The sequence below is a fragment of the Calothrix anomala FACHB-343 genome, assembly GCF_014696435.1.
Lineage (GTDB): Bacteria > Cyanobacteriota > Cyanobacteriia > Cyanobacteriales > Nostocaceae > Aulosira > Aulosira anomala_A.
Genome location: NZ_JACJQG010000034.1, coordinates 58,407 through 85,357, shown reverse-complemented (window position 1 = coordinate 85,357; position 26,951 = coordinate 58,407). Strand labels below are relative to the sequence as shown.

20 protein-coding genes are annotated in these 26,951 nt (G+C 38.5%); 3 read left to right on the top strand and 17 right to left on the bottom strand.

Features of this window, described 5'->3' with window-relative positions; genetic code table 11:
• Nucleotides 1-9: 9 nt before the first annotated feature.
• The 8 genes from H6G08_RS19750 to H6G08_RS19715 form a co-directional block, all read right to left on the bottom strand.
• Nucleotides 10-2,073: an NACHT domain-containing protein gene (locus H6G08_RS19750; protein ID WP_242046215.1), complete on the bottom strand. Its 2,064-nt coding sequence runs from the start codon at nt 2,071-2,073 to the stop codon at nt 10-12.
• Nucleotides 2,061-3,224 carry a hypothetical protein gene (locus H6G08_RS19745; protein WP_190545974.1) on the bottom strand — a complete coding sequence of 388 codons (1,164 nt, stop codon included), beginning with the start codon at nt 3,222-3,224 and terminating at the stop codon, nt 2,061-2,063. The genes H6G08_RS19750 and H6G08_RS19745 overlap by 13 nt, the downstream gene beginning before the upstream one ends.
• The gene (locus H6G08_RS19740; protein WP_190545973.1) at nt 3,214-4,161 is read right to left on the bottom strand and encodes an AAA family ATPase; all 948 of its coding nucleotides are present in this window, start codon (nt 4,159-4,161) and stop codon (nt 3,214-3,216) included. Before H6G08_RS19740 ends, H6G08_RS19745 begins: the two co-directional genes overlap by 11 nt.
• Entirely contained in the window at nt 4,146-5,234 is a 1,089-nt protein-coding gene (locus H6G08_RS19735) for an XRE family transcriptional regulator (RefSeq protein ID WP_242046214.1), read from the bottom strand. Before H6G08_RS19735 ends, H6G08_RS19740 begins: the two co-directional genes overlap by 16 nt.
• A 57-nt stretch (nt 5,235-5,291) precedes the next feature.
• Complete coding sequence (locus tag H6G08_RS19730; protein ID WP_190545971.1) at nt 5,292-6,641, bottom strand: hypothetical protein; 1,350 nt, start codon at nt 6,639-6,641, stop codon at nt 5,292-5,294.
• 5 nt (nt 6,642-6,646) lie between these two features.
• Nucleotides 6,647-7,708, bottom strand: coding sequence for a trypsin-like peptidase domain-containing protein (locus H6G08_RS38535; RefSeq protein WP_190545969.1), 1,062 nt, complete (start codon nt 7,706-7,708; stop codon nt 6,647-6,649).
• A 173-nt stretch (nt 7,709-7,881) separates the two neighbouring features.
• Entirely contained in the window at nt 7,882-10,272 is a 2,391-nt protein-coding gene (locus H6G08_RS19720) for an NACHT C-terminal helical domain 2-containing protein (RefSeq protein ID WP_190545967.1), read from the bottom strand.
• A gap of 16 nt (nt 10,273-10,288) precedes the next feature.
• Nucleotides 10,289-10,471 (bottom strand): hypothetical protein, encoded by a 183-nt coding sequence (locus H6G08_RS19715; protein WP_190545965.1) that lies wholly within the window; start codon nt 10,469-10,471, stop codon nt 10,289-10,291.
• Between the two features lie 46 nt (nt 10,472-10,517).
• Here H6G08_RS19715 and H6G08_RS19710 point away from each other — a divergent pair, with 46 nt between their 5' ends.
• Nucleotides 10,518-12,701 carry a CHAT domain-containing protein gene (locus H6G08_RS19710; RefSeq protein WP_190545964.1) on the top strand — a complete coding sequence of 728 codons (2,184 nt, stop codon included), beginning with the start codon at nt 10,518-10,520 and terminating at the stop codon, nt 12,699-12,701.
• A 15-nt stretch (nt 12,702-12,716) separates the two neighbouring features.
• Entirely contained in the window at nt 12,717-14,357 is a 1,641-nt protein-coding gene (locus tag H6G08_RS19705; protein WP_190545961.1) for a hypothetical protein, read from the top strand.
• A 47-nt stretch (nt 14,358-14,404) separates the two neighbouring features.
• On the opposite strand, the gene H6G08_RS19700 is transcribed toward H6G08_RS19705, so the two are convergent.
• The 5 genes from H6G08_RS19700 to H6G08_RS19680 form a co-directional block, all read right to left on the bottom strand.
• Complete coding sequence (locus tag H6G08_RS19700; protein ID WP_190545959.1) at nt 14,405-14,896, bottom strand: hypothetical protein; 492 nt, start codon at nt 14,894-14,896, stop codon at nt 14,405-14,407.
• 155 nt (nt 14,897-15,051) lie between these two features.
• Entirely contained in the window at nt 15,052-18,318 is a 3,267-nt protein-coding gene (locus H6G08_RS19695) for an nSTAND1 domain-containing NTPase (protein WP_190545957.1), read from the bottom strand.
• Nucleotides 18,319-18,407: 89 nt separating this feature from the next.
• Nucleotides 18,408-18,617, bottom strand: a complete 210-nt coding sequence (locus tag H6G08_RS19690) for a hypothetical protein (protein WP_190555622.1) — start codon at nt 18,615-18,617, stop codon at nt 18,408-18,410.
• A gap of 52 nt (nt 18,618-18,669) precedes the next feature.
• Nucleotides 18,670-19,572, bottom strand: coding sequence for a M48 family metallopeptidase (locus H6G08_RS19685; RefSeq protein WP_190545953.1), 903 nt, complete (start codon nt 19,570-19,572; stop codon nt 18,670-18,672).
• A gap of 337 nt (nt 19,573-19,909) precedes the next feature.
• Nucleotides 19,910-20,473, bottom strand: coding sequence for a hypothetical protein (locus tag H6G08_RS19680; protein WP_190545951.1), 564 nt, complete (start codon nt 20,471-20,473; stop codon nt 19,910-19,912).
• 187 nt (nt 20,474-20,660) lie between these two features.
• On the opposite strand from H6G08_RS19680, the gene H6G08_RS19675 reads away from it, so the two are divergent.
• Nucleotides 20,661-20,840: a hypothetical protein gene (locus H6G08_RS19675; protein WP_190545949.1), complete on the top strand. Its 180-nt coding sequence runs from the start codon at nt 20,661-20,663 to the stop codon at nt 20,838-20,840.
• 52 nt (nt 20,841-20,892) lie between these two features.
• Here the strand turns inward: H6G08_RS19675 and H6G08_RS19670 are convergent, their stop codons facing one another.
• The 4 genes from H6G08_RS19670 to H6G08_RS19655 form a co-directional block, all read right to left on the bottom strand.
• Nucleotides 20,893-21,333, bottom strand: coding sequence for an RDD family protein (locus H6G08_RS19670; protein WP_190545947.1), 441 nt, complete (start codon nt 21,331-21,333; stop codon nt 20,893-20,895).
• A 285-nt stretch (nt 21,334-21,618) separates the two neighbouring features.
• Nucleotides 21,619-22,023 carry a helix-turn-helix domain-containing protein gene (locus H6G08_RS19665; protein ID WP_190545945.1) on the bottom strand — a complete coding sequence of 135 codons (405 nt, stop codon included), beginning with the start codon at nt 22,021-22,023 and terminating at the stop codon, nt 21,619-21,621.
• A complete protein-coding gene (locus tag H6G08_RS19660; protein ID WP_190545943.1) occupies nt 22,007-22,306 on the bottom strand; it encodes a type II toxin-antitoxin system HigB family toxin in 300 nt (99 codons plus the stop codon). Before H6G08_RS19660 ends, H6G08_RS19665 begins: the two co-directional genes overlap by 17 nt.
• 422 nt (nt 22,307-22,728) lie before the next feature.
• A complete protein-coding gene (locus H6G08_RS19655; RefSeq protein WP_190545941.1) occupies nt 22,729-26,853 on the bottom strand; it encodes an nSTAND1 domain-containing NTPase in 4,125 nt (1,374 codons plus the stop codon).
• Between the last annotated feature and the right edge of the window lie 98 nt (nt 26,854-26,951).

Genomic DNA, 26,951 nt, shown 5'->3' with positions numbered 1-26,951 from the left:
ATTTTGCAATTAATCTGAAGGGAGGGACATGTTAGTAAAATGGTCTTGTAATAGCTTATGTATGAACTTATATTGTCTTCCAATTCTTTGCAAAATTAATCGCTCAGTAGCATAGTCCAAAAAACGGCGATAGTTCCAAGGCATCTCACCACGCCAATATTTTTGTAACCTACCCAGCGCCTGTATTTCTTCGATTGAAAATAGGGTTTGACTTTGTTCCTGAAGCGTTCTTGCCAAACAAGTTAACCAAATCCGTGTTTGTCTAGCATTAGGAGGTTTGTTGTTCAAATATGCTCTACTGTTAATATTCCGTGTTAACATACGCCCTATATAAGCATCTAACAAATACTGAATCCGGTCTGCTGTAGAGTCTAAACGCTGCCATTGTTCAATAGATATTTCTTGAAAGGCTAAAACAGTAATGCTGAGTAGTAAGGGAGTCTTTACTAACTCTAGTAAGTCTAAGTCATTACTGATAGTTGACCAAAGCGCTATATAATTTATAGACGTTAGATAATCACAAATTTGATTGTAAGTCAAAGGCTGTAAGTAGATAGCACCATTAAGTTGTAACTGAGTAGCGTAGTTACTATATTCTTCACTCCGACTACAAACAATTAGATAAAGCGGTCTAGTCTCGCCTGATAAAAATTTATTGATTGCATGAACGCAAAGTTCTTGACGCTGTGGCTCAATCTCATCTAGACCATCAAGCAATGGTAGTAATTGATGATTATTTAAACACTCTTGGCCAAACTTTTTTGAGACACCATATTTAGATTTGAGTTCTGCCACTAACCACTCGGTTATAGGCTGACGATCATCTATCCAAGAGGACAAGTTAAATAAAACTGGATTGGGATAATCAGGCACTTCTTCTGCACGGCTGACTAAAGCTTGAGCCAGTTCTAATTGTGTGGTGGTTTTACCTACTCCTGGCGGACCCAGTATTAACAGTTTCCCTGCTATTTCTTGGGAGTCAAAAACTTCTAAAATTGTTGTGGTATCTGGGAGAGGTTCAGCAGGTTTTAAGCCAATTCTTATCTCAGCATCCCAAGGGCGTTTTACTTGTTGAGGTTGCGACTCCTTACCCAAATTAATCAGCACGGCGTTGTGTAGAGATTGCCTTAATCTTGAAGTAACTTCTTCCTTGACTGCGGCTAGTAGTATCCGTTCATTCTTTGGTCGTGCCGGGTTGCCTATTGGGGTTGTCTGCTGCCCGAAGAAAACATTCCAAATATTACCACCTATTCGCTGGGCTTCTATAACTTTATCAATTTTTTCAATTTCTTCTGTGGAGGAAGGACTAATATTATTATTAGCACTATGTTTTGTATGAGTGTTGGCATCATCTCCTGAAAAATCCAAAATTTGTTTTGGTATCTCTAAATTCACTCCAGCAACTTTGACTCGCTCATCGCTGATATTTAATTTGCTCAATTGTGCTTGCGCTGTCTCCAGGTTTCCATGAAAAAACTTACCTATTCCACGTGCATAAACTAATAATGGCTCAAATCCTGCATCCATTAAAGGTTCTGCAAAAGTTTCTATCAATGGGGTAAGACGAACAACCTCCGCTATATCCTCCTGCTTAACTCTTAAACTGAGTATCTCTGCTAATTCGCGTGCTACCTCACCCGGCTTAGTGTATACTAACGCTGTCCACTCCTGCACCTCCCGCAAATCCTGCGTATCTGCCTCATCATCAGTTAATCGCTGCGCTACATAATCTAATAAAAATTCCCCTAGTTCATCAAATCTTTCTTGCCCAGATTCCTCCTTCAATTCCCGTAACAATAAATTGCGGTCAGCAATATCCATCTCATACATTTCATAACCCACCTGACGACATAACCGCGACAGCAATACATGAGCAACTGCTACCCAAGGGGCTTGGGGAACAAAGTTTGCCCAAATTTGGTAAAGTAAATCAGGTGTCAATACCAAAGGAAACGCCGCATGACGAGCTAAGTTGCGGTGTGCTTCCCCAAACTGCTGGGCAAACCCTTCAACCCGTCTTTGGGCTATTCTCATCGCACGGCTTTGGTTAATATCTGCCGTCACATCAGCCATGAGTAAATTACCTCCCCAGCGATATATCGGCCCCGCAACACAGTAATTGCCGCATTCATTCCCTGGGGACTCATCTCAAACATCGGCACAAAACGGGCAATTTCCTCAGCCGTAGTTTGCCGCCAGCATTCACTAGGCATCGGATTCAACCAAGCAAAATAACGCACCGACTGCTGTAACTGCTCAATCCATACCTTAGTATTATCAACCCGTTCTGCGTCAAAATTCCCCCGTGCTGCTCCGGCATCGCTAATAATTAATACAGCCGCTCGTTCGCCTATTTCCGCCAATACTTCAGAAACAGCCTTGGCCTCAAGCATCGCTGGATGTCGATACAAGTATTCATCTGGGTAGTCGTGAAAATAAAATACATTGGTTGTTCTCAACCGTCCTCCCCGTTGTGCCGTTTCCACTAACTGCCGCGATAAATCGTGAAACGGAACCATTGAGCCTTCCTGGTCAATTAATAGCACCAAATCTGTACGATTTGTACGCGGTGGCATCATCACAGGTTGCAGTAAAATACCCTCACGCCCAATTTTTGCCACCGTCGCTTCCACATCTAATTCTGTAGGTACTCCTTGGCGCACCGGACGACGCAGATAACGCCAGCATTGCTTCATTTGTCGCTTAGTCACAGGGAAATATTCTGTCAACAGCATATAACGAGGGCGTTTGCGTTCCCTATCCCTGCGAATACTCCGCACCGCTTGGACAGCTTGCACTGGTTCCGGTGTAATAGTGGGAGTTGTTTCTAAATTAGAGATTACCTCGTCATCAAGTGGAAATTCTTCAGATGTAGCTGTTTCAATTGAGTCGGATTCGTAATTTTCTGGTGTAAATGATTCTGAAATTAAAGTTGAAGTGTCATTACTGGATGTAGCTTCATTCAAAGATTCTGGAGAATGTACAGGGTGTAATTCGATTTGGTTCCACATCTCCCTAAATAAGCGTTGAATCAGGAGATTTTCTTCTTCAGATTTTGCCCACAACATACAGCAAATCTGCTCTAATTCCTGACGACTATTGACACTAAACCCGGCTTTTAAACTATGCACAACCACCAAATATTCTTCAACTCCCAACGGCAAACCATGTCTCTGTCGCAGGCTGTTAAAAATATCTAGCAGTGGTAGTTCTTCAAGTTTCATATTTTTTTAAATACCGCAGATGGTCTTCCCATTTCTTCAACAGAACTTCTGGAAAAGGTATTTCTCCCTCTAACTGCTTTAACACCTCATCTTCAGGAAATTGCCGCAACACTGCAAACCAATCTAACAACTCACTGGTGCTAACTTTTTTACCTGCTTTCCCCTTCTCCATTTTCTGCCGCAATTCACTAAAACGCTGTACAGCAGCTTTTACTAAATTGGGTGAAGATTCTGCAAAATGTGACTTTACAATTTCTTTTAATTGTTTTTCATCTGGAAACTGAATATAATAAAACAGACAACGCCGCAGGAAAGCATCTGGTAAATCCTTTTCATCGTTGCTAGTAACGATAATAATTGGAGGGTAATTTGCTTTGACTTCTTCCCCCTTTTCTTCAATTGTAAATTTCTGTTCATCTAACTCTCGTAACAAATCATTGGGGAAGTCAATATCAGCTTTATCAATTTCATCAATCAAAACTACGGTGCGTTTTTCATTTTTAAATGCACGTCCCAAAGGCCCCAATTTAATATAGTTATCTAAATCTTTGACTTGAGAATTGCTTGCTTCCCCTATGTGAGAAAGTTGAGCATCATGCAAGCGTCCAACCGCATCGTAGGTGTAAAGTCCATCTCTGGCCCTGGTTGTAGACTTAATAAACCAAGCTTCATAGGGTAAACCCAATTCGGGTTCATTGGATTTACCCAATTCGTAAGCTACCGCTTGCGCTAAAGTCGTTTTACCGCATCCTGGTTCACCTTTAAGCAATAAAGGGCGTTTTTCTAAAAAAATTGCCAGATTAACAGCTTGAATGAGTTCTGGTGATGGTAAGTAAGGAGAGAGTCCGTACTTTTGGCACTCTTGGGGTGAAATTGGCTTGCCTTCATAAGGTTTTTTGCCATTGGCAGTGAGTACACTTGCTAAATTTTGATACATTGGGTAAAAACCTTTTCACAATCAATACTAAAAAAACTACAAATTTCTTCAAAGACAAATTGGGGAATACCTTGACAAGACTTTTGAAACAATATTTCGGATGTAAATTGATCAAATTCGATTTCTATATCACTACGCTGCATCACAACTTCTGTTATCCATTCTTCAATAATTTCCAGGGTAAAACTATCTACTGTGGGTAAATATAGAGGTATTCGTGGATCTAGAGGTGGAGAAGTTGTTGTTGATACATTAATATTTGACTGGTGTACTTTGCCGCCATGATCTACTAAAAACATAAACAAGTGTGTAGATTTTTGAGGTGGATTTTCTTTTCCGATATTTACCAATGGCTCCCAAAACTCCTCCAGCCAAGCGGAAAAAATTTCTGGTTGTAAGCAATCTACTTTATTAAATATGAAAACCACATCTTGAGTTTGCCAGCGCTCGCAGATTTTCTCCAAAATTTCGGAGGTGGAAATTGGATCTACACGAAAATAACGCCCTAACTGCATCCATAAGCGGTCTATCTTTCTGTAACCCACATCAAAAACAATTGGCTGATTGTTTTTCAAACTTGGTTTCATCCGAAATAACTTAGCCAGCAAGAATTCCAATCCACACTCAGGTTCGTTGTGAACTAAGAAGCCTGCTGTGAAGTAGCTTCTCATTACTTCCCTGACTATATTTGTCTGTTGCTTAAAATCCACTTGTAGCAGTAAATCAAACACTAAATGCGGTGGTGTAGAAATAGTTTGGGTTGCTGCCGATGGTAGAAATTCTACAATCAGTGCATCAATAGTGGCTTGGACATCAATGCCCACATCCTCACGAATTACCTTTAATAATGCATAAAGTGCGGGTTTACCAGAGGATGTTTTACCATAAACAACTAATTCATTCACTAAATTAGGAATAAAATCATCTGTAGGTGTATTAAAAGCTAGCCGATACTGAACAGGCGTATTAGTCCCCAATGCCCTGAATAAATACCCCCGACGCTGGCTTTCATTCTCCATCAGGGGTCTCAGCAGGTGCAATATTTTTTGCATTAATTCGCTGTTTACAGACATCGATTAAATCTATGTACTAAACCTTAATTATTATGTCAGTAATGTTCAATTTGCTTACTACTCTGTCTCATCTGTAATACCTTCAAGGAAGCCAATGATTGCTTTCCCCCAAGGTGTTTCTTCCGCAAAATGCTCACCTACTTTTAGAGAACCTTTCTTCACACCGTTCCATAGGCGTTTGAGGCTCCATATCTTCTGCCATCTTTGGGGTTGAGTACGCTGGATTTCTTTAAACTCAGCATCAATGATAGCAGCAGCTTGCTCCTCGCTGGCGTGAGGATACTGCTGTTGCAATTTTTCGATCAATTGTCTCAAATATTCTAATGATTGCTTGATATCTTGCTCATTAATATTGTTATTCTCAATGTAAGTATCAACTTGCTCAAAAATTTGCACTCTTTTGGCGTTGGGAAAGTTATATTTAGACTGTTGCTCTGGCATAGTTTTGATAATTTTATAGATTTCTTCTAATCTTGATTCTAATCTAACAAAATTCTGACTACTTGCTTTTGTATCGTTATCTAAATGAATAGATGGAGAACGATAGGTATATATAAAAGATTTTAAATATTCTAATCCGGGAAATACCGAATCTTCCATAATCACTACAGGGGGAAGTAATGAAACTGGATTGTTATGGGTATGGATTTGCTTATATTTGACATCAATTACCCAAGAAACAAGGACAGCGCTTCTTTCCCAGTGGGAGATTTTTGTCTGCTTTTTAATAAACTCTATTAAAGAACGAGGACATTCATCTTCAAACACCAAACCCAAAAGACCATTTGGCATTCTTGGGCCAGGTTTTAAACCAAAATCATAAGATACAATTTGCGTAATGTTGAAAAACCGATCGCGTAGATCCACAATCTGCTTTTCGGTGAAGCCATCAGCTTTGGTAAAAGCCACTAAATCTACTGATAGGGGAGTTTCCTTCAAGCCTATAAAGTTAAACTCTGCAAACTCTTCGTTTCGAGATAAGTCATAAACTTGTTTGTCACTAATCAAACGGGTTCGCAGTTCAGTAATGAAGCTCATTTGCTTGGATCTGCTATGTTTGTCAGTTTGAACTGAACTTGACCTTTCTTTTTTTGTCAGTTCTTTTATAATCTTTTGCTGTAAATTATCAATCTCTAGCTGTTTGTCTACACCTACATTTTCACGAATAACTTCTAATAATGCACAAATTGCAGGCTTTCCAGGGGCAATTTCTCCAGATAATATCAGTTCGTTTACCATTTGGGGAATGAATACATCTACAGGTGTATCCCATACCATATGGTTGAAAACGGTTGCATTAGTCCCTAAAGCAATGAAAAGATAAGATCGACGTTGTTGCTTATCCCACATAAAGGGTCTAAGGACAAGCAATAATTCTTGAATGATTTGCCCACTGAGTTCTGCCATCTAAATTATCTCTGTAATCTTGCATAAATTTCTGGTGCGTTGTTTTTCAGGTCATTTAATAATGCGATCGCACTTGTTCCTGCATTACGTAAATACCTTTGTTGGGTATTTGGTTCTACTAACATACCACCGCTATGGTGAATACCAACCACCTGAAAATCATTATCGAAAACAGGCGACCCCGATGAACCTGGTTCTGTACTAGTAGTATATTGCAATACTTGATTATCGGCGTAAGCAACAAAGTTATTCTGTATGGAGATTTTCTTCAAATGCCCACCTGGATGCTGAATAATTGCTACGCGGTCATCTCGCCGCATTAATTTACTTTTGAAGATTAAGGGTTTGCCGAAGTCGGGTACTTCTTTCAGGGTTATTACTGTATAGTCCAGTTCTTCGTTAGTGTAAAAAGCACCTCCAGATAAAGCCCCAATAGTCTGTGTTGGGCATTCTTTACCGTTGATATCCAGTTGATAGTTGAAGCTAAAATTACTTTTTTCCCCTACTTCCTGGCTGTTGATAACGTGATTGTTCGTCATTAGTAAATCGGGTGCAATCATAAACCCTGTACCCGCACCTTTAGGAGTAGCAATACGCACTACAGCTTTGGAGGCTTCCAGAGCCAAGTTTAAAATGTAGATATCGCGTAATGTATTTTCCCCAATAATCTTTTCTTTGATATCAGCGGTACTATCCATTCCCTTCCAGTTGCCAATTCCACGGCTAGGACTGACTGGAACATCAAGCGGGTAGTTCTGAAAGAGTTCTACGATAAAGTCTTTATCTTCATCCCCAGTGTAAGGCTGAATATAGTTGAGGAAGACAGCGAGGGCTTCTTTATCGTAAGCGACTCGTCCAAATTGAGCTAAAAATCGCACCACTTCCACAGAAACACCCATCGGCGCACCATCCAAATCTAACCGCGCCAGGATAATATCTGCTTGGGCTACACCTTGTAATGCACCTGCGACTAAACGACGGCGATCGCGCACGTTAGCAAAGTCTGGTAAATTCTGGACTATGCGCGTTAGACGTTGAAAGTCAGATGTGGATAGCTGGACAGTCACTGTTACTGTATCCTATGAAACGAGCTAATAACCTTTTAGTTTAGAGCAAAAATTTTATGGACGAGCAACGGTTGAACCTTTCGTTTGAATGGTATGGTGTTGTTAATCTACGTCGATTGTTGACGAGTGCAAATCTACATCCAGCAATTCAGGTATAAGATGATTAGTAAAGTTCATTTTTCACGTTTGCGCTTTTCGATTTCGGTGATGGGTAACAGTAATGTATCCACAATTTGCTTTTTGACTTCATGAGATACTTCACTACTGCTATTGAGGCATATAACCAGTAACTGATTTGCATTATAGTAGTGGTCTAGTAATCGCCAATGATCCTCAGAAAAAAAGTTTAGATTATGTCTAATATTACGGTAATTGACTATCAATGCTCTAAGCTTATCAGCCCAGGCTTGACCTTCTTTTACTGCCCAATTTATAAATATTTCACTACTTTTGACAGAAAATTCTGGTAGTAAACTTTTAATGTTTTCTAGGTCTCTTTTAAAATTATCTTCTAATGGATAATTAGTTAGTGTTTCATATACTTGAAGAAATAATTTATTGCCCTCCAAGTAGTCATAAAAGTTTTGATATGGTGGAGTAGCAACTATCCAGTAGGCATTGTATAGAAGCAAAGAAAGTTCATAATCTAGCATACAATCAAACGCATATTCAAGATTCATTAATGAATTAATATCAAAATCAAAATTTTGGTTTGGTAAAATATTTAAAGTTAGTTTAATATCAAGTATATTATTCCGATTGATCTCAAAATAAAAAGCTCTAACTTTTGTATAATGATATGGTACATTAACAGACTTAGCTTTTTCGTTAACGCGGTCAAGAAAAGTTTGAATGTATTTATCTGCACCTAAATTGTTATCAATTTCTTGCTTCATTAATTCCAGTAATTGCTCACGATTAATAGATATCTCAGTTGCGAGAATAAAAACTTCTCTATAACGTAATTCAGAGATATGTTTGACTAAGATTTGCCAGTCAGGTTGATCGCAAAACCACTTGGCTGCAAAATATTCTTGAAATGTTAAGTGAGAAAAAGAGTAAATTCTCTGTGCCCGTTCTACTATTAAACCATGCTGTGCTTCTATTGACTCAAGTACTGTTTGACTATCTTCTAGAGAAATATTAAGATACTCAGCTATGTAACTCAGAATTTCATCTTGTTCAAACAACATATATTGCTCTTGTTTGAATTTACGAACAGCTAAATAACTTAGGAGTTTCCGCTTCTGTTCAATAGATAGATTCTTGTAGACTGAATAACGCTTAATTCTCCTTGAATTATCCCACTTTGAAAGTAGTATTGCTAATCCTTGTTCATAAAGTTCAGATTGTTTCGAGTAAAATTTACCTTTGTCATCAAATACTCTACAAGTTAAACTTAGCAAAATTGGAGTAACTGCTAATTCTTTAATTTTTAGATTTTCTGGCGAGTTAAATAGCTCTATCAACCTTGATGATTTTGTTTCAGCCTCTTGTAATCCATTCCGAGAATTAGCCGCAAACCATTTGTGAATAAAATTTACTATCTGTTCTGAATTAAAATCAGCAACTTCAACATAGCTAAAAGGATTTAATCTGTATTTTTGCGCTTGAACTCGACAGGTAATAATAAAGTTGTTTTGTTCGTATTTTTTTAGAAGAGACTCAATCTCATCTACTACTTCATCAATGTTTTCTGCCGGAACTTCGTCAAGTCCATCCAGTAGCAATAAAAACTTACCTGCTGAAAGTAGTGTTATCACTTCTTGTTGAGAAGCAACTTCCTGCAAGTAGGAAATTATATGAAAGTCTAAACTAAAATTACTGACTTTTTTAGCTTGTCTGACAAAATCTCTAAGCAGAATTAAAATTGGTATGTGGTTAGCTAGTAAATAGCCTTGATTACATTCAATAGCAACGTGCTGCAAAAAGGTAGTTTTTCCCGATCCCGGTTTTCCTAATATCATTAATTTTGCGTATTTCTTTACCGCTTGAAGTCCCGTGACTCGCTCGCGCACTTTGGATAAACCAAAACGATTAAAATCTTCTCTTTGGTCACGACCCCGTAACAACTCACCAATTTCTAAACGAGAGTAGCTACAGGGTTCCTCAAGAATATTGACATCAACATAAAGACGGTCAATTTCTACTGGATGGGCGATATCTAATAATTGTATGGTTCCATGCAAGTTTGGGATTTTATCATATAGACCTTTCCTTACTTTTTGCACAAGCCCATCAACATCGTTGGTTGTAGAAGCTGGTAAATTAAGTTGATGAATAAGTTTATCAATACGTTGCTGAACATTTTCATGGACACTCATTTGCGATCGCGCATATTCCAATACCGCGCAAAGTGCTTCTCTACCAGCAAAATCTGCTAGCTTACTCAACATATGGGGTATAAAAGTTGCTACAGAACCACCCCAACTAATGTGTTGCAACGCAGGTGCATCGTTACCCAGGGCGGCGATTAGGAAAGATTGGCGTTGTTTCTCAGACTCTACAAATGGTCTGAGGATTTCTACAAATTTATTGATAGTGCTGGGGTCTAATTCCACCATCGACTCAACCTTTAATTTATGTCAACTTTATAGGTGACACGCTTAAGTATACTGTAGAAAATACTGATGGTTGTATGGTTGTGAGCGCGATCGCTTCCGCATCCGTTGCTGGGGTAGTCAGATGCTTGGCTTCACTTGTCGGTGTATCCTTTAAAAAAGGATATTGGTTGATACCAACTATAAGTGCTTCTCTTCTCATAGCTAAGAATTTTAACCGTATAAAGTATTACAAGCAACCTACTTCAATGAATTCTTCCGTTACCAAAACTCTACTAGCTCTGTTACTGGCGCTGAAAAAACTGGAAATTCCTTTGAGCGAAGATGAACAAGCACTTCTGCAGGATGTAGGACAGCAACTAGCTCTCGATCCTGATTACTGGGAGTTTATTGAACCAGAATTAATTACTATAATTCAGGCAAATTCTACTTTACATCAGCTTTTTGAAGCAGGAAAAGTCAAATTAGACGCTTTAGACGGTCGAATCCCTAGAGAATTGTTACCAAGCCTAGCTTACTTAGAGAAAGAACTATTCGGAGAGACAAAAGAAATTACCACCTTTGACGGTCAAATCAAAGGTGAACCCAACAATCAACCAAATCCGGTAATTAGCCTTACCAGTTCCATCCTGCGTCTTTCCAACCAAGACCACACTGTTAAGCAGCTACCTTTTATACAAGAAATCTCCGACTATGTAGAAAACTATCGTTACTTTAATACTTACTTTGCTAATCCTGATGAGCGCACAACAGTTCCACCCAGCGAACCCTTAATTCACGGACAGACTTATTTATTGCTTGTAGACATCAGCCCAGAACGAAAAGGAATAGAGAGTGAGCCGACTCCATTTCCAGATCAAGCCTTGGCTCAGGTGTGGAATGACTCGGAATCCCTACCTCTAGATTTAGCGGTGGCTTCTAAGGACTTTAACATTGATACAACAGTCAAAAAGCTAACCCTACCCCGCATCGGTGCATCGGATATTGTCCAGTTCACCGTTAAACCTAACTTATTTGAAAGTCGGGGCTACATTCAGGTGGACTTGTTATATCGCGGATATCTGCTCGAGTCAAAGCAACTTGCAGTCCTCATCATCCCCGTAGCAGGTACAGCAATTCCGGAGTCACTGCGCCCACCTCAAACTGCTACCATTACCTTTACTACCACTGACTTGCTGACTCATGACAAGCTAGCACTGCTTCCTGAGCGATTCTTAACTGTAGATGTACAAGTTGATACACGAGATGGTAGCACTGATCTGCGCTTTCTGGACAGAACACAGGGCAATCAAGAATTAGTATCTTATAGTACAAATTTACAATCTGGATTAGGAAATGCGATCGCCAGAGTGCGGCAAAAATTGCACTCAATGGCGGCGACAAAAGAGGGTTATCAATTTAAAACCCAAGGTGACATGACGCTGTTGAATGCTTGGCTACCGCAGTTAGCTGATGCAGGAAGATATCTATATCGCTTACTTATCCCTGAGAATAAAAGCCTAACTTTAGGTGATGATCAAGGGGAAAAATTACGCGCCGCCTTAAAACCTGATAGCGTTATTCAAATTAACCCAATTAACCCAATTTTAGGATTGGGAAAGGCGACAATTCCTTGGGGGTTACTATATGAACGCAAAATCATGCCTCCAGTCAAGCAACTTCACGTATGCGAAGAATTTCCCCATCGTGACGTAGACTGTACTGGTTGCCCTTTGAAAGATAATTATAAAGTTGTTTGTCCCCATGCTTTTTGGGGCTACCGCTACGCGATCGAGCAACTTCCAGCTTGGACAAGTAACGAAGGTTTGCAAACACCTAGCCTAGTCTGGCAAATTGCTAATAATCAACCTTTGTATATTAATTTCAACGTCTGGCGAGATTTTCGCTTTTGGCAAAACCACTTGCCTAAAATAAAACAACTCGGTTCAGTGGAAATGCTGATAGCTCAAGAAATCATCGAACTGGAAAATATTTGGACAAGCTACAGTTCTCATTTAGATATTGTCTATTTTTATTGTCACGGCGGTATAGATGAAATCGAAAATTTACCTTACTTACAACTGAGCGATGACAAAATCTATAGTAATTTTATCGAAGCCTGTGGAGTCAACTGGCAGCATCGCCCTTTAGTTTTACTCAACGGTTGCGCTACTGGGGATTATAGCCCAGAAAGTTACATTAGCTTAATTGATGACTTTCGTGCAGCTGGTGCTAGTGGTGTAATTGGTACAGAATGTCCCGTACCAGAATTATTTGCAGAACTTTACGCCTTTACCTTACTGAAGCGGGTATTTCGTGGCGAACCTTTAGGAAAAGCCATGCTGGCGGTACGTCGAGAAATGCTTCAGCAGAACTTCAATCCTTTGGGTTTATTGTATTCATTGTATGCTCCTTACGAGATTGCCTTAGCTCGTGCAATTACCCATAATTAACTGCTTCACCCAATCATGAAACGCTGGATTACTGCTGCACTGTTGATTTTACTCATTTGTCCTGCACCGGCTGTGGCTCAAACTAATCGCAAAATAGAAGTTGATGCTTTAGACAAGCCTTTAGAAATTAAAGGTTGGCTGGGGGAAGAAAATGCTTTAATTAGCAACATTCGCTTAACAGCCTCTGGCGAAAATATCACCAATTGGACATTGCTCCCCTCAGACTTAAAGCGAACTGAAGGCGATGAAATCATTGGTCGCCAGCAGGTAGAGTTAATTGGGGAACGCAAGCTAGAAGCAGGTTTACCAAAAGATTTTCAAGTGAAAGTTAATGGTGTCAAACTACCAGGAACTTATCAAGGACAAATTGAAATACTGTTACCCAGTCAAAAGCGGTCTGAGGCGTTAATAGTTCCTGTCACAGTAAAAGCCAAAGCTAGACCCGCCTTAGTACCTGTCAAAGATTCCGAACAAGTGCAATTGCAATTAGTCCGATGCAGTTGGGATTGTGGTTTAGCGCATCTGTTGCTTCCAGACAGCGCATTTCAACAACAACGGCTAATTTATTTAGATAACCCTAATCAGGCAACTATATCCCTCACCAGTGCTGAAGTAATTTTACAAGGAAGACAAACTAACTATCAAATTACTAACGCTGAAGTAGAAGCACCCCCAAGTCCCCAAACTTTAGCTGCTAATAAAATTATTAGTGTGCCTTTGAAGTGGGTGCGATCGCAAATTCCCCCCGATAGATATACTGGCGCAGTTTACTTAACAATGGAAGGTCGAGAAGGAAGACTATCAATTCCCATAGATTTAAGTATGCGAACTGGCCCAGCTATGCCAATTTTAATTTTAATCCTGGGTATTATTTTAGGTCGGTTGTTTAAGTATATGCAAGAAAAAGGCATTCCCCAATCCGATGCTTTGGCGGAAGTCTACAAAGTAGAAAACACAATTAATCAGGCTGACCAAAAAGACCAAGAAATTCTCAATCCAATGGTTACAAAAGTCCGCAGTTCTGTTAAGCAAATGGATTTAGAAACCGCGAATGCAGATTTAGTTAAAATTAAAGAACGAAAGAACTGCTTAGATAGCCTCAGAAAAATCGAACAGCAGTTAGCAGGTATGGAACAAGACCCTGATGTCGGTGGTGAGAATGGAATATTAGCCAAAATTAATGAGGCTCGCAAGTCGATTAAATTTGAGAAAGACGATCAAGCTCAAGAACTTTTAGAACAAATAAAGAATAGTCTGATCAAACTCAGTCAAGTTATGATGGGAGCAAACCAACAACCCGATCCTACTTTAACAGCAGCTGCAAATGAAGCAGCGATAGCTAAGAATTCTGCTGAAAGTGCTACAAAGGTGCAGAAAATTCCCGCAGCTAAGTTTGCATGGTGGCGACGACTTTTGATAGTGACAGCAGGAGTATCTAATGAATTGCGAGCAGAAGCAACATTGTGGGTGGTGCGACCGCTATTATCTTTAACTTTATTAATAGGATTATCGTTAGTAGGAATCCGCGCTTTATATGTAGAAAAGGGGTTAACTTTTGGTGCTAACCCCTTTTCTGATTATTTAGAATTGATACTTTGGGGATTGAGTGCAGATGTTGCTAGCCGGAGTTTGAGTAGTTTAACGGACGAAAAGTAAGAGTATATATTAGCAGATTATCTTGAAAATTTTCACTAAGCTTCATTCTAAACAGGTGCATGAGGCCCCACATCACCTCCTTCAAACCGTTCATTCTGTATTACACGATTATCCAAAAGAACAGCTAGTTCTTCTGGCGATTTTATCCATAATCTCTCAATTGTGAATTCGGGTAGAGATTCTAAAGATTTCTTAATAGTGTTTTCTTGTTCTTTAGTTACAGGTACGGGTATATCTGGAGTACCAACAATAGTAATCATAGGATACAATAGTACCTCAGCAAGGTTAAAACCAAAGCTACAACGAAATTTATCTATATAATTCCAACTAGCTTGAATCCAAGAGTATGGAATTATCTTTTCATCAATTTGTCCAAATAAAAGATATTGCAAATCTTCATTAAACAAGTTTTCTTGACTTCGACTAATTTTAAATAAGTTAGCACTTTCCTTATTATAATCAACCTTTTCTTTTAGATCTGTTATACCTAACTCACTTCTGATTAGTGAAATTGCTCCTGAAAATAAGATTCTATTCATAGAATTTATAATATGAATTTAAAAATTCAACAATCTTGCTCAAATATAATTTATTATACAATATGCTTGCAAGCAAATTTTCGATTGATAAATTACAATAATTTATTCATTGATGATAAATCTATAATTTAACTTTACAGCATAGATTTATTTCTTTACTGTAAAGCCTCTTCAGAATAGTAAGCTCCTTGCGTAGTTCCCAACCAAAGATGTTTATCTTTTCCCAACACCATAAAATGTATTTCGTTAAATTTACCGTCTTTTATAGAAATCCTATTCCAATCCTTGCTGGTTATATTATGTAGATAAACGTCACTTTGTTGAGTTGCAGCTAATATTATCTGTTTTTGAAGTATAACTATATCTTTGATCGTAGTCTCTAAACTTGGCAAATTAAATAACATATCGTCTTTCGTGCTTGGAGTATCTATACCCTGAGTAATTATGGTAATATTTCCGTAAAAGCTTCCCATTGCTAGGGAAAGTGACTGTTCATCAAATTCTAAAGCAGTCAAGTCAGCAGTTTGTGTCGAAGAAAGAGACTTGTGCTGTGCTTGAGAATAACACTGTGTTGAATCTATTTTTTTTCTTAAATTCCAACTGATAAGGCCTTGTGTACTTGCTATCCATACAATGTCGCGGTTGGGATATACTAATATTTTGTCTACATGTAATTTAGAGTCTGGTAAATCTTTACATAGAGATTGGATATTAGTTATATGTTGCCATCCTTCATAAGATTCTCTATAAATTCCATTATTGGTTCCTACCCACAAGTGTCCTTTTTTGTCCTTGCTTAAGCTGAAAATAGTTGTTGGCTTGACAATTGTTTTTACTATTTGAAAGATTACTCTATCATTAGTATAAATACCATGCATTATCCCTTTGTCTTTGATACCAAGCCAAATATCTTCTCCTTCTGTCCAGATGGAACTCACTTCGCTGCTAATAAAATATTTATTTAAAAGTTTTTTAGTTTTTAAATTGTATTGCCATAAGCCTAACCCTTGTTTTTTGTTATTATATACTGCCAGCCAAATCATTTTATTGGTTAAAGCTATCTTCTTAATTAAAAAATTTTCTGTGCCTGGTATAGGAACTACTCTGCTAATTTTTGTTTGTAAGGTTTTCTGAAATTTTTCAGCTTGTAATTGTTCGGAGACACGCCACAATTGAAAACTGACCATAAGCGCAAAACCTGCGGTCATTAATAAACTGAATACTAGTTTAATAACAGTCTGTTTCCGTTGGCGATCGCTTTGTTGTTGTTGGCGATCGCGTTCTTGCTGACTCGCGTCAATGAACTCAAAACTCAAACCTGATAGCGGTACAATATCAACGTGTTGTTGTAAAAACTTCTCGGCTTCTGCCAATCTCAACCCTGTCAGCAAGTAATCAACAGGCTTACCTTTATCTTCCCACTCCTGGGCTGCGGCCTGAATTCTGCGCTCAGTTCTAATCGCCTCTCGATTATTATCTAGTAAATTCTGCAACCTCAACCAATGGCGAATCAAGGCTTCATGGGCTACATCCACTACCGCCAGTTTCTCTTCACCTCGGCGTTGTTCGCTAGTCACAATTAACTTGGCTTTTGCTAGTTTTAGAATTACTTGCTCTACCAACTGTGCAGATGTACCCAGAGAAATCAAATCTCGCTGCGGAACTTGCTTGCGCGTATCTGGTGTACCTTCCCCTAACTGAGTCAAATTAATAAAAATCAGATCTGCTATTTTTTGTTCTGCAACTGAAAATTCTTTGTAAGTTTGTTCTGCCAAATTTTCTAGAGTTTTTCGCACTCCGCCTAATTGATGATAACTATCTAGTTTCAACCAATTTAATGTTTGTCTTTGCCAAAGCTGCTCTAAAGTATATGACAACAAAGGCAGCATTCCCGGTTCGGCTTCTTGTGTGGATTGTTCTGCTGTAATTCCTAAATCCTGAAGAATAGCATTAATTAAATTCTCCTCAATCTTCCGCCCTAATTTTGCGGCTGGTTCGCGAATTGCTCGCTGTAACTCTTCCACAGACATGGGAGTTACCATCACTAAATTACTTTCAATTAAATCAGCCAGTTCATGATATGCCGCACACTTACCTAAAAAATCATCGCGCATGGCAAATATGAGGCAGAGTTTATCTGCTGTCTGTTGCAGCGCCCCTAATAAACTAACAATAAACTGCTGGCGATCGCTTGAGTTTTGGCACACCGTAAAAATCTCTTCAAATTGATCGATAATTAGTAGAGTGCGGGGTGATCGCGATGCTTTAATTAATCTTGCTAGTCCTGTTGCTCCTTCATTTATTGCATCTTCGGCTATTTTCAACTGTTCTGCACGCTGAATATCTGTGGCTGACTCATCCAAAAAAGCCGTGGCTAAACTTACTAAAGGTTGTTCTCCGGGAGTAAAAATCCGAATTTTCCATTCCTCTGTTCCCGGTAATCGACGCTGTCGCTGTAATTGGTAAATCAAACCCGCCCGCAACACAGAAGATTTACCACTCCCCGATACCCCCAAAACTGCTAAAAAATTTCCCTTACCCACCTGAATACTTTGAATTAGCTTTTGAGTTAATAGTTCTCGCCCATAAAAATAATCAGCATCTGCAACTTCAAAAAAGCGTAACCCTTTGTAAGGACAAACTCCATCGGGGATATCGATCAGAACATCTTCCCGTTCACCAGTAAGAATAATTTCTTGGTTGGGGTTATACCATATCGGCTGTTGGGGAGTATCCTTCAGGGTTTGGGCAATATACTCAATCAATTTGTCATTGTTAACTAAACCATCTGGCTGTTGTCTGGGATCTAATCCTTGCCAAAGTGCTTTGGAAAATACCCCATGCTTACCATCAATATCTTCCTCAGCTAGTTCAAATTCTCGCGATGCAGCCATAAAAAACCGCGTTTGTTCTTGTAGTGATGTCCCTAAATCTGAAGAGGCAAAATTGAACAGTTCACCACTGTAGCAGCAATCTAGCCAAACAATTTGCTGCTTGACTGGGCTTTTTTGCAACAGTTCGCGCAACCATCGCAGGGAAACACCCCACTGATTTTTTCGCGGATCGACATCACTGCTAGCCAAAAACCCTTCAGTTACACCGCCGCGATTTTTACGTAAACCATGACCGATAAAATATAACAGGGCTGTTTCGGGAATACTTGCGCCTACTGGGTTAAATAATTGAATGATCGCATCTTCTAAGGTATCAGACTTGACCAAGCCCTCAGATACGACTTGACGCTGTTCGCCCTGAAGCGCTTCTGGTAGCCGCCGCACGCGAAAATTACCATATTCTTCTAATCGTTGGGCGATCGCTTCGGCGTTGTTGGCAGCAGACACAAGATGTTTGGCTTTGCTTGTTGGAGTATCTTTGAGAAAAGGATACTGATTAATCCCGACTACCAGCGCGTCTCGATTCATTCGCTTGAAGCATACTCTATTCAGTATATCTTTTTAGGTTAAAGTATAATAATATTTTACTTATAAGTAAATTTTACCATTACGTAACTTTAATTAAAAGTAGCGTAAGTTAGCTTTTTTTCATTTCTGGCGGTATCCGCTTCAGGATTGATAGTCATTGCTTCCTTTTTTTGGCAAAGCGATCGCCTTTGTGGATGATGATTCAATACAGTTGAGTTAAGGAGAATCATAGGTTGGGTTGTAGCAAAATCCCGTTCGCCTTTGGCGTCCCGTAGGGAAGGGTATGAAGCTAAACCCAACAACTCTGGTAATGAGTATAATTTACCATTCTCCCTATTCGTGCAACATTGCCTATCGGGAAACAAATTTGGAGTTGATTCGCAAAGATACTCCATCTTCCGATAAATCTAATTTTAATGGTTGAGGATTATTTTTTAATCGCTCATAGCCATCTATCCATAAAGAGAACCACAAATATTTACTCATTACCTGTTTTAAAGCATTGATTCTTTGTTGTGTTGGTGGATGGCTGCTATTTTCTGTGTAGTCGGAAGGTAACCGCGAAAGCAGGTTAAAGACTCGAAAACCTCCATTTACATCATAGCCAGCCTTAATCATATAGGTGTAACCAATTTCATCGGCTTGAAATTCATGCTGGCGACTTAATGCTTGTATGGTTCTTTCAAATTCTTGTTTTTTCTGGATAATAATTCGTTGTTTGATGACATCTTTTGTAGCAGGTAATATGGGAGTTTTCGATTTTCTTCTTTCTTGGACAATCCAATTGTTATATTCTGCTTCTGCTTCTTTGAGTAATCTTGCTTTTAAACTAGCTTCAGCTTCTTCTTGCTGTGCAGAATGGCGTTGTGTATGGTGCGCTAATTCATGACTGATAATAAAAGCTAAAGCTGCATCATCACCATGTATTTGGTCTAGCAAGCCTTTGTAAATTACGATTTTATTTAACTCACCAGCGTAGGCATTGATATTATATTCATCAGTGATTTGTAAGCGCCAGGGATGGTCATCAAGTCCATTAGCACGAATTACTCTGTCTGCTACGCTGTAAACCCATTGTAAATTAGTCTTTTTAGGTTGTACTCGTGGGAGAGAGGTAGAAGGATTTGTAGTAGTTGACAGTGATGGTAATGGACTTACTGCTTGCGCGAAACTTGGTGTATTGAAGTTTAGTAAAAAGCTGCTACCAAGACCTAATGTGGTGAAAACGATGCTGCGAATGTATGAGGATGCCATAATCGTAAATGCCTATTTGCTTTGGTTGAATCCCTTTGATTATGTTTACGATAAAACAACGGTATATTTACGCAATTTAGATTTTTATATTGAGATATTTTATTACTAAAAAAGCGGGCAAGATGCCCGCGCTACAAGTTTGAATAAAAAATATTTAAGAGAACAATTATTTACAGCATCTTCCTGTAAATGAACCACAAATATACCTCACTTCTATTCTTCTCTCCTTTTAAGAGAGAGGCTGTGATTTTCTCTCCAACGCTAATAGGGAAGCGGGTTAGGTCTCATAATTGTGGTTTAAAGACATGAAAACTGCTGTAAATAATTACTTTGGCTGCTACAAAATTTGAAAAGCATTAAAAAATTTACTAGCGTCACCAACAGCAGGATTTTCAACGAAGAGTAAATATATGCGTTGACCTGCTAAAAACACTCTAACTTTAGTAATTTTTTGCCCCTCTTGATATGTATATTCCTTACCAGGATAACGACCTAAGGAGATATTGCGAGTTTCCAGTATTTTTTTATATTTATCTTGAAACTCGCTGACAAATGCAGTCAATAATTCGTTGGGATCAACTAGACTAATATCCATCCGATACTGTCCGTAAAAAATCCCATATTTACTTTCATCTGTTTCTGCTAGTTGTGCCTCCATAAGTATATATTCATTATCTAATTTCATGGTCATGACACCTGGCTCAACGGGTAAGATACCAGAGAAATTCCAGGTACTAGAGGAAACATTTTTCCATCCAGAAATGGTATTAGCTTCTGCTAAAATTATTGGCGATTCGGATTGACTCGTTTGGGTTTTTGATAAGCTAATGGCTTGTGCTTTGGGAAGACAAACTGAAGTTCCTAACACGAGGATTGCCAGTGCCAATTTCCATGTTTTCATGATTATGTATCTCCTATGAATATTGTCGATGTATTGTTTTAGATGTCAGTTATATTGTCTGAACCCTTTCATAGGAAGATACGAATTTATTTACGTGCAATTACGCAGGTGATAAAAGATTTATTTTGATTTTATTGAAGAATAATATGATGTTTTTTTAGGGTATGTGAAGGCTACAATAAAAAGCGTGAAGAAATCAATCTATATTGCGATCGCACACCAGCACCCACAGATAAAAACAGCAGATTCGTTGATATCATACGATCGCACACCAGCATCAATAGATAAAAACAGTAGATTCCTTGATTTCATGCGAACAACTTACGTCGCGCAAGCTTCGCACCGCACCTATCAAATCTGCTGGTAATATTTCAGTATATTTTTATACAAATCTAATTACTGAGAACAGATAATATTCTTCAATTCTCATTTTTAATTTTTTGTACAACCAAAGTTCTAGACACTATGTCATGAAAGGCTTGATTTTTTTCTGTGAAAAACATCGCGATAAAGCTAATTCCCAAAACAAAGCTTAAGATAATTTTGGAACAATTTCTTGAGCTTGCAGCTTTAAATGAGAGTCGATCGCCATTTAAGTCTGTCACAAAAATCCCCATTGATTGTTTACCAATAGTTGCCTGTTTTGGAGAACTTTCCATTAGCGTATAGTAAAGCCAAGAAATTGTAAAGAACAACCCATACGCAAGATATTCAGGAATTTCGTCAATTGTGATAAATAAGCTGTAAATTACAGCAAAAATCAATGCGATTATAATAGTAATTATATATAAAATAATTATGTCAAATAAGTGAGCAAAAAAACGCTTGCATAAACCCGCAGGTATGTAATTACTTTGCATTTCAGAAATCCTTTTTGTCTCCAAAAGGTAGAGTAATCGCAAATGCTTTATCTATTTATTTGGCGATGACTTCTACTGATGAACCCTTTCATCAGAGATGACGAATTTCTTTCAATGTAATTACGCAGTTGGTAAAATATTTTTTGGGGTTGGGTAGTCGTGTTAGCGCAACGCACCGTTTCCAGATGATTATAGTTGCGGCGATCGCAAGTTTTGTGAGCAATGCAAAATTAAACGCTTTTACGTCGGACTCCAGTCTTCAATAATTAATAGTTGTGAGTAAAGTTATATTTCTGTAAATAGAGTTGGTTCTACATGAAAAAAGGCACCTAATTTTTGAGCTATCTCTGGAGTTATATTCTGTTTTGCTTCTAAAATATCACTGACTAATTGTTGTGACCCTATGTATTGCTGTAAATCATCTATAGTTTTTCCTGATTGCTCAAAAAGAAATGAAAGCAAAGATTGAATATTGGTCGGCTCATTAAAATGATATTTTTCCTTTTCAAATATTTCAATTAAAGTAATTAACAACTGATATAATTCATTTTCTTCTGGGGTTCGCTCTTTGTGCATTAACTCTTCTACAATTGCTAAAGCTTTTTCGTTTTCATCTTCAGTCTTTATAAGTTTTGGCACATGAGCTACTAATAACTCTTTATATTTTTCTATACTAAAAGTAAGGGTCATTTTTCCAATACTCCTTATCATATTCTGCGTGAGTTAGGATATATTTAATATAAATCATTTCTTCTCCATAATCCATGTTAACAATCAATCGGTACTTATTCCCCTTAATATTAAAGACAGTGAAATTTCCAACTGCCTCAGCTTTTGGAAAAGCTTCTTGCACTTCAACTAAATTTGACCACTTAGCTTTGCTAGCAGTTTTATACCAATATATGAGTGCTTCCCGGCTATCTGCATGAATTTCTGCATATTCTCTTAAAGCCTTAAAACTGATGACGTGCATTTATCTAAAAACCATTTGCTATAATTATACATGAATTTTATTTTCAATTTTTTAGCGTATTTGCTTATTACATCAAGCTTGTTTTTATTTTAATTGAATTAACATCTTTATTTACCCTCAACGTTTGATGTTGTCACACAAATGTTTATCTTCTGCGCTGACATCGGGGTTATTTTTCAGGTAGTCGTAGGGTGTGTTGTCGCGTTAGCGCAACGCACCATTTCCAGATGATTATAGTCGCTATGATCGCAAGTTTTGTGAGCAATGCAAAATTAAACGCTTTTACGTTTGACTCCAGTGTTCAATCTCTAAATCTTCGATTTTATCGAAATATCTCCCATTGTTAGTCACAAGAACCAAATCGTTAGCGATCGCGAAAAATCGCCAAACATACATCAAGAAAATTTACCCATCTATTGCGTTTAGAACTCCGACTTCTTCAAGAAGTCGGGTTTCTGTTTTATGTCGTCACACAAACGTCTATCTTCTGCGCTGACATCGGGGTTATTTTGCAGATAATCGTGCAGCCAGTTGCAACCTTTTTTAAGCAAATAAGCTAGATTGTCATCTTTGAGGTTTATTTCTTTCAAATTCTCTGAACTCCAAAGTCTTCTACTTCCATCAATATGGTCTAAACTCCAAAGTTTAATTGTTCCATTATCGCTAGCAGAAGCTAAAGTCTTACTATCTGGGCTGAAATTGATACTTGAAATTGAAGCACTATAACTTTTGAATGTTAATATTTGATTACCCTGATTGTTCCAAAGTTGGATAGTTCCATCATTACCAGCAGAAGCTAAAATCTTACCATCAGGACTAAAGGAGATATCTATAATTGATTTTGTATGACCTGTCAATGTTGCAATTTCCTCACCTTGATAGCTCCAAATTTTTATTTTACCTTCATCATCAGCAGATGCAATTATTTTACTATCGGGACTAAATATAACGCTTTGAAGCTTTCCAAGATGACCTTTCAATATTCTGAAGTTAGTGCCGTCTAGATTCCTTAAAGTAATTGTCCCGTCGTAATTTCCGACAGCAATTTGCTTGGAATTGGTACTGAAACTAACAAGATTATCAGGTATAGTGTTCCAATCCATAGCCTGTATAAAATATTCTGTTTCTTTATCAACATTATTTAGGTAAGGATAATTGGGCTTTTTTTTACTACTAATACCCCATACATTTTTTTGTTCATTTCTATTAGCATCATATGCAATAGTTTGCTTCCAATTACTAATTTTATCTGTTATTTTTTGTCTCTTGAAAGTTTGTATTAAGTTGCCATTTAGGTTCCAAAGTTTAATTATGGAGTTATCGTAAGAAATAATATTTTCCCCATTAGGACTAAAAGTAAGTCTTTTTTCAGTACCCGTATCACCTATATCAATTTTTATGCTCTTTGATAAATGCATTTTTTTATCAACTTTCCCCCAAAATTGAATTATCCCACCATTACTAGCAGATACTAAGGTCTTACTATCGGGAGTAAAATGAATATCTGTAACTCTATTATGAGCTTTTATTGTCTCTAAATATCTCCCATTCGTACCCAAAATTTTAATTTTTCCTTGCTCCTCAACTGCGGCTATAGTTTTACCATCAGGGCTAAAAGAAATTATAGAGCCATAATTATTATTGATAATAACTATATTACCTTTTTCTTGAGTGGTAATTTTTTCTTTAAAAGCGTTAGAGAATTTAAAGGCATAACTTGCATCAGTCTGTAAGCGGTTACGCTCTCTTACACTGCCAACTACTTTCGTTAATGTTTCTACAACTCGTTGAATTGTATCTTTTGAAATTCCTGCTGAGGACTTAATTTTCTTAGCAATTTTGACAATTTCTAACAATGCTTCAAGTTCATTGTTTGATGCGAAAAGTTTTTCTGCAAAATAACTACCTGAAACTAGTTCGGAATTTTGAGACTTTATAGCTAGAGTTCTTGCTTCTCGCCATTGCCACCCAGCAAATACAGCAAACCCAGAAATCACCAACAAAGCACAAAGCAACCCAGCAATAACACTCCTCTGCAACCTCTGTTTCTGCTTCCTCTCCCTCTCCCGCAACTCCACACTCTTCTCAATAAACCATCGCTGCGGTTTACTAACTTCCCCACCCCGTTGCTGCAACCAAACCTCCGCGACAGCCAAAGTCGCACCCCGCAACAAAGCACCCTCATCCTTACCACTCTCCACCCATTGCTGCAACGCCACCATCAACCCCTGTTGCCAAATGCGAAACTTGCGGTTCTCCTGCATCCATCCCCGCAACCGTCCCCAATGGCGAATCAAAGCCTCATGGACGACTTCCACCGTTTCCTCATGACTCAACTCATCCCGGTTCGTCACCACCAACCGCTTATCAGCCAACCGCGTCACCAAATCCCAATTCTCTCCCCCCACTTCCTCACTCGTCGCCAAATCCCAATTCTCTCCCCCCACTTCCTCACTCGTCGCCAACCTGCGGGTATCTTCCGTACCTTCCCCCGGTTGCACTAACTGAATAAACACCCGTTGCGCTGTTTCCCGTTCCCACTCGCTCAAGTCTGCATAAACCATTTCTGCATAATTAGCCAGCGCTTGCTCCACCCCGCCAATTTTCTTATAAGCTTGATGAGTCAACCTTCCCGCATATTGCTGCTTCCACAACTGAGTCAGGGTAAATTCCAACAACGGCAAACGCCCATCCCCATCTTCGATATCATCAATTATGGTATTACACAAACCCTCCTCAAACTCAAAACCCAATTGTTTCGCGGGGAGTGTAATGGCTGCTTCCAATTCCTTCCGATTCATCCGCACCACAGGCTCTAGTTGATACTGTTGCAAAGCCCGCCCAAAAGGCTCATAATCATCCAACGCCCTAGATAAAAAATCCGCCCGTAAGGTGAGTAATAAAGTAAAAAATGGTGCATTATTAACCGCTTGTAGCAAACCATCCAAGAAAATTTTGCGTTCCTCTGCATCCGTACACAGAGTATAAATTTCCTCAAATTGGTCAGCTATCAACAAAATCCGCTTCCCCTCTCCTCCCAGGAGACGGGTTAGGGGTGAGGTAATAAACCTTTCCAAACTTGTCGAATCGCGCTGTAAATTGACATCCAATTCCAACTCAGCCAAACGTCGCTCATTGTCTGGTAAATTTAACGCCGAAACCAACGCTACAGCCAAAGCAGCAAAGGGATTTTTACCGGGACGAAACGATAAAATCAACCAATTATTAATAGTATCCCCACGCAATTGCGGAATTAACCCAGCAAACACCAGCGAAGATTTACCACTACCTGAAGCACCAACTACAGCCACCAAAGGTTTACTATTAACAGCAGTAACTAAACTCGCGGTTGCTTTATTTCTCCCAAAAAAATACTCAGCATTTTCTTCCTTAAACGCACTCAAACCTTGATAGGGACAAAAAGAAATTATCCCCAAACTTTGCCAAGTTGGTGGTGTTTCCGTCTGATTTTGAATAATTACCGGAAGCCAACTCGCACAGGGAAATTCTGACTCTAGTTTTTGTAATTCAACCCGCGCATTTCTCACAGATATATATAGAGACTTCCCACTAGTAAACTCTTGCAGAAAATACTTCAAAAACTCCTGTGCAACTTTATCCGGTACAGGTTCCCGCATGACAATTACTTGGGGAATATGCAATTGTTCCAACTCATAAGCAATCCCCAAACCATCGCAGGAATTAAAAAATGCAATTTGCAAACGTCTTTGAATAGCAACTTGCAAAGCATCCCGCAATTCCCCCATCGTCAAACTATCGTGATGATTTATATAAATCCTCCCCTCCATCATCCTCTTAGCCCCCTCCTCGCTAGCGGGGAGGGGGTTGGGGGTGGGGTTCTGGGTTCGAGAATGTCCAGAGAAAAACAAAATATCCCAACCAATCTCATCTTGCAAATAATAATTTAAGTCCTCCCGTGATGGTTGTTGTAATAAAACAATTTCCGCATCATCACCACAGAAATTATGTAGCAGCTTTTTATCAGCTTCAATATCAATATTTGAACTATCACCCAAAATAATTAAAATTATAATTTTTTCTCGATAAGCTCGTTCTCTCCGTTCTGCATTTGGCGAACTTAAAGCCACCTCTACCAGAGGAAAATTAATTAAAACCTCCCATAAATGCCAAGGTAGCTGACGTAATTCATGACAAGAAGTCGTAATTATGATTCTGATTTCATCTTGGGGATTGAATTCTTTGAGAGAATTAGCAATAGAAATAAAAGATTGTGCATTCAGCCATTGATTAAAACTAGCAAGTAAGTTGATAGATTCTCTCGTACATTCTTGCTTTAAAGATTCCAGATCAACCTGACGACTCCCCCCAGATTTAATTCTAAATTGACTGTAGCGACTGTAATATATTTCGTGCCAGTTATTTAATAATTGCGGAATCGTAATATTTTCCGGTAACTTAGCTGTCGTGGTTCGATAAGCGCGTTGTCCTTCATTTGCGATTTCTAAATTAACTTGAAACCCTGATTCAAAATTGCCATCAAATTTTAAAATAACCAGCTTTTTCATAGGTGATATAACCTAATACATTTGCTTTAAATATCATTTATACTACAATCTGTAATAGTGCGGGCATCTTGCCCGCTAATACCAATAAAGAGGATTCC

Excerpts from the sequence above, each read along its gene's own strand:
- H6G08_RS19750 (WP_242046215.1), bottom strand. The coding sequence starts at position 2,073 with ATGGCTGATGTGACGGCAGATATTAACCAAAGCCGTGCGATGAGAATA.
- H6G08_RS19745 (WP_190545974.1), bottom strand. The coding sequence starts at position 3,224 with ATGAAACTTGAAGAACTACCACTGCTAGATATTTTTAACAGCCTGCGA.
- H6G08_RS19740 (WP_190545973.1), bottom strand. The coding sequence starts at position 4,161 with ATGTATCAAAATTTAGCAAGTGTACTCACTGCCAATGGCAAAAAACCT.
- H6G08_RS19735 (WP_242046214.1), bottom strand. The coding sequence starts at position 5,234 with ATGTCTGTAAACAGCGAATTAATGCAAAAAATATTGCACCTGCTGAGA.
- H6G08_RS19730 (WP_190545971.1), bottom strand. The coding sequence starts at position 6,641 with ATGGCAGAACTCAGTGGGCAAATCATTCAAGAATTATTGCTTGTCCTT.
- H6G08_RS19720 (WP_190545967.1), bottom strand. The coding sequence starts at position 10,272 with ATGGTGGAATTAGACCCCAGCACTATCAATAAATTTGTAGAAATCCTC.
- H6G08_RS19715 (WP_190545965.1), bottom strand. The coding sequence starts at position 10,471 with ATGAGAAGAGAAGCACTTATAGTTGGTATCAACCAATATCCTTTTTTA.
- H6G08_RS19710 (WP_190545964.1), top strand. The coding sequence starts at position 10,518 with ATGAATTCTTCCGTTACCAAAACTCTACTAGCTCTGTTACTGGCGCTG.
- H6G08_RS19705 (WP_190545961.1), top strand. The coding sequence starts at position 12,717 with ATGAAACGCTGGATTACTGCTGCACTGTTGATTTTACTCATTTGTCCT.
- H6G08_RS19700 (WP_190545959.1), bottom strand. The coding sequence starts at position 14,896 with ATGAATAGAATCTTATTTTCAGGAGCAATTTCACTAATCAGAAGTGAG.
- H6G08_RS19695 (WP_190545957.1), bottom strand. The coding sequence starts at position 18,318 with ATGAATCGAGACGCGCTGGTAGTCGGGATTAATCAGTATCCTTTTCTC.
- H6G08_RS19685 (WP_190545953.1), bottom strand. The coding sequence starts at position 19,572 with ATGGCATCCTCATACATTCGCAGCATCGTTTTCACCACATTAGGTCTT.
- H6G08_RS19680 (WP_190545951.1), bottom strand. The coding sequence starts at position 20,473 with ATGAAAACATGGAAATTGGCACTGGCAATCCTCGTGTTAGGAACTTCA.
- H6G08_RS19670 (WP_190545947.1), bottom strand. The coding sequence starts at position 21,333 with ATGCAAAGTAATTACATACCTGCGGGTTTATGCAAGCGTTTTTTTGCT.
- H6G08_RS19665 (WP_190545945.1), bottom strand. The coding sequence starts at position 22,023 with ATGACCCTTACTTTTAGTATAGAAAAATATAAAGAGTTATTAGTAGCT.
- H6G08_RS19660 (WP_190545943.1), bottom strand. The coding sequence starts at position 22,306 with ATGCACGTCATCAGTTTTAAGGCTTTAAGAGAATATGCAGAAATTCAT.
- H6G08_RS19655 (WP_190545941.1), bottom strand. The coding sequence starts at position 26,853 with ATGAAAAAGCTGGTTATTTTAAAATTTGATGGCAATTTTGAATCAGGG.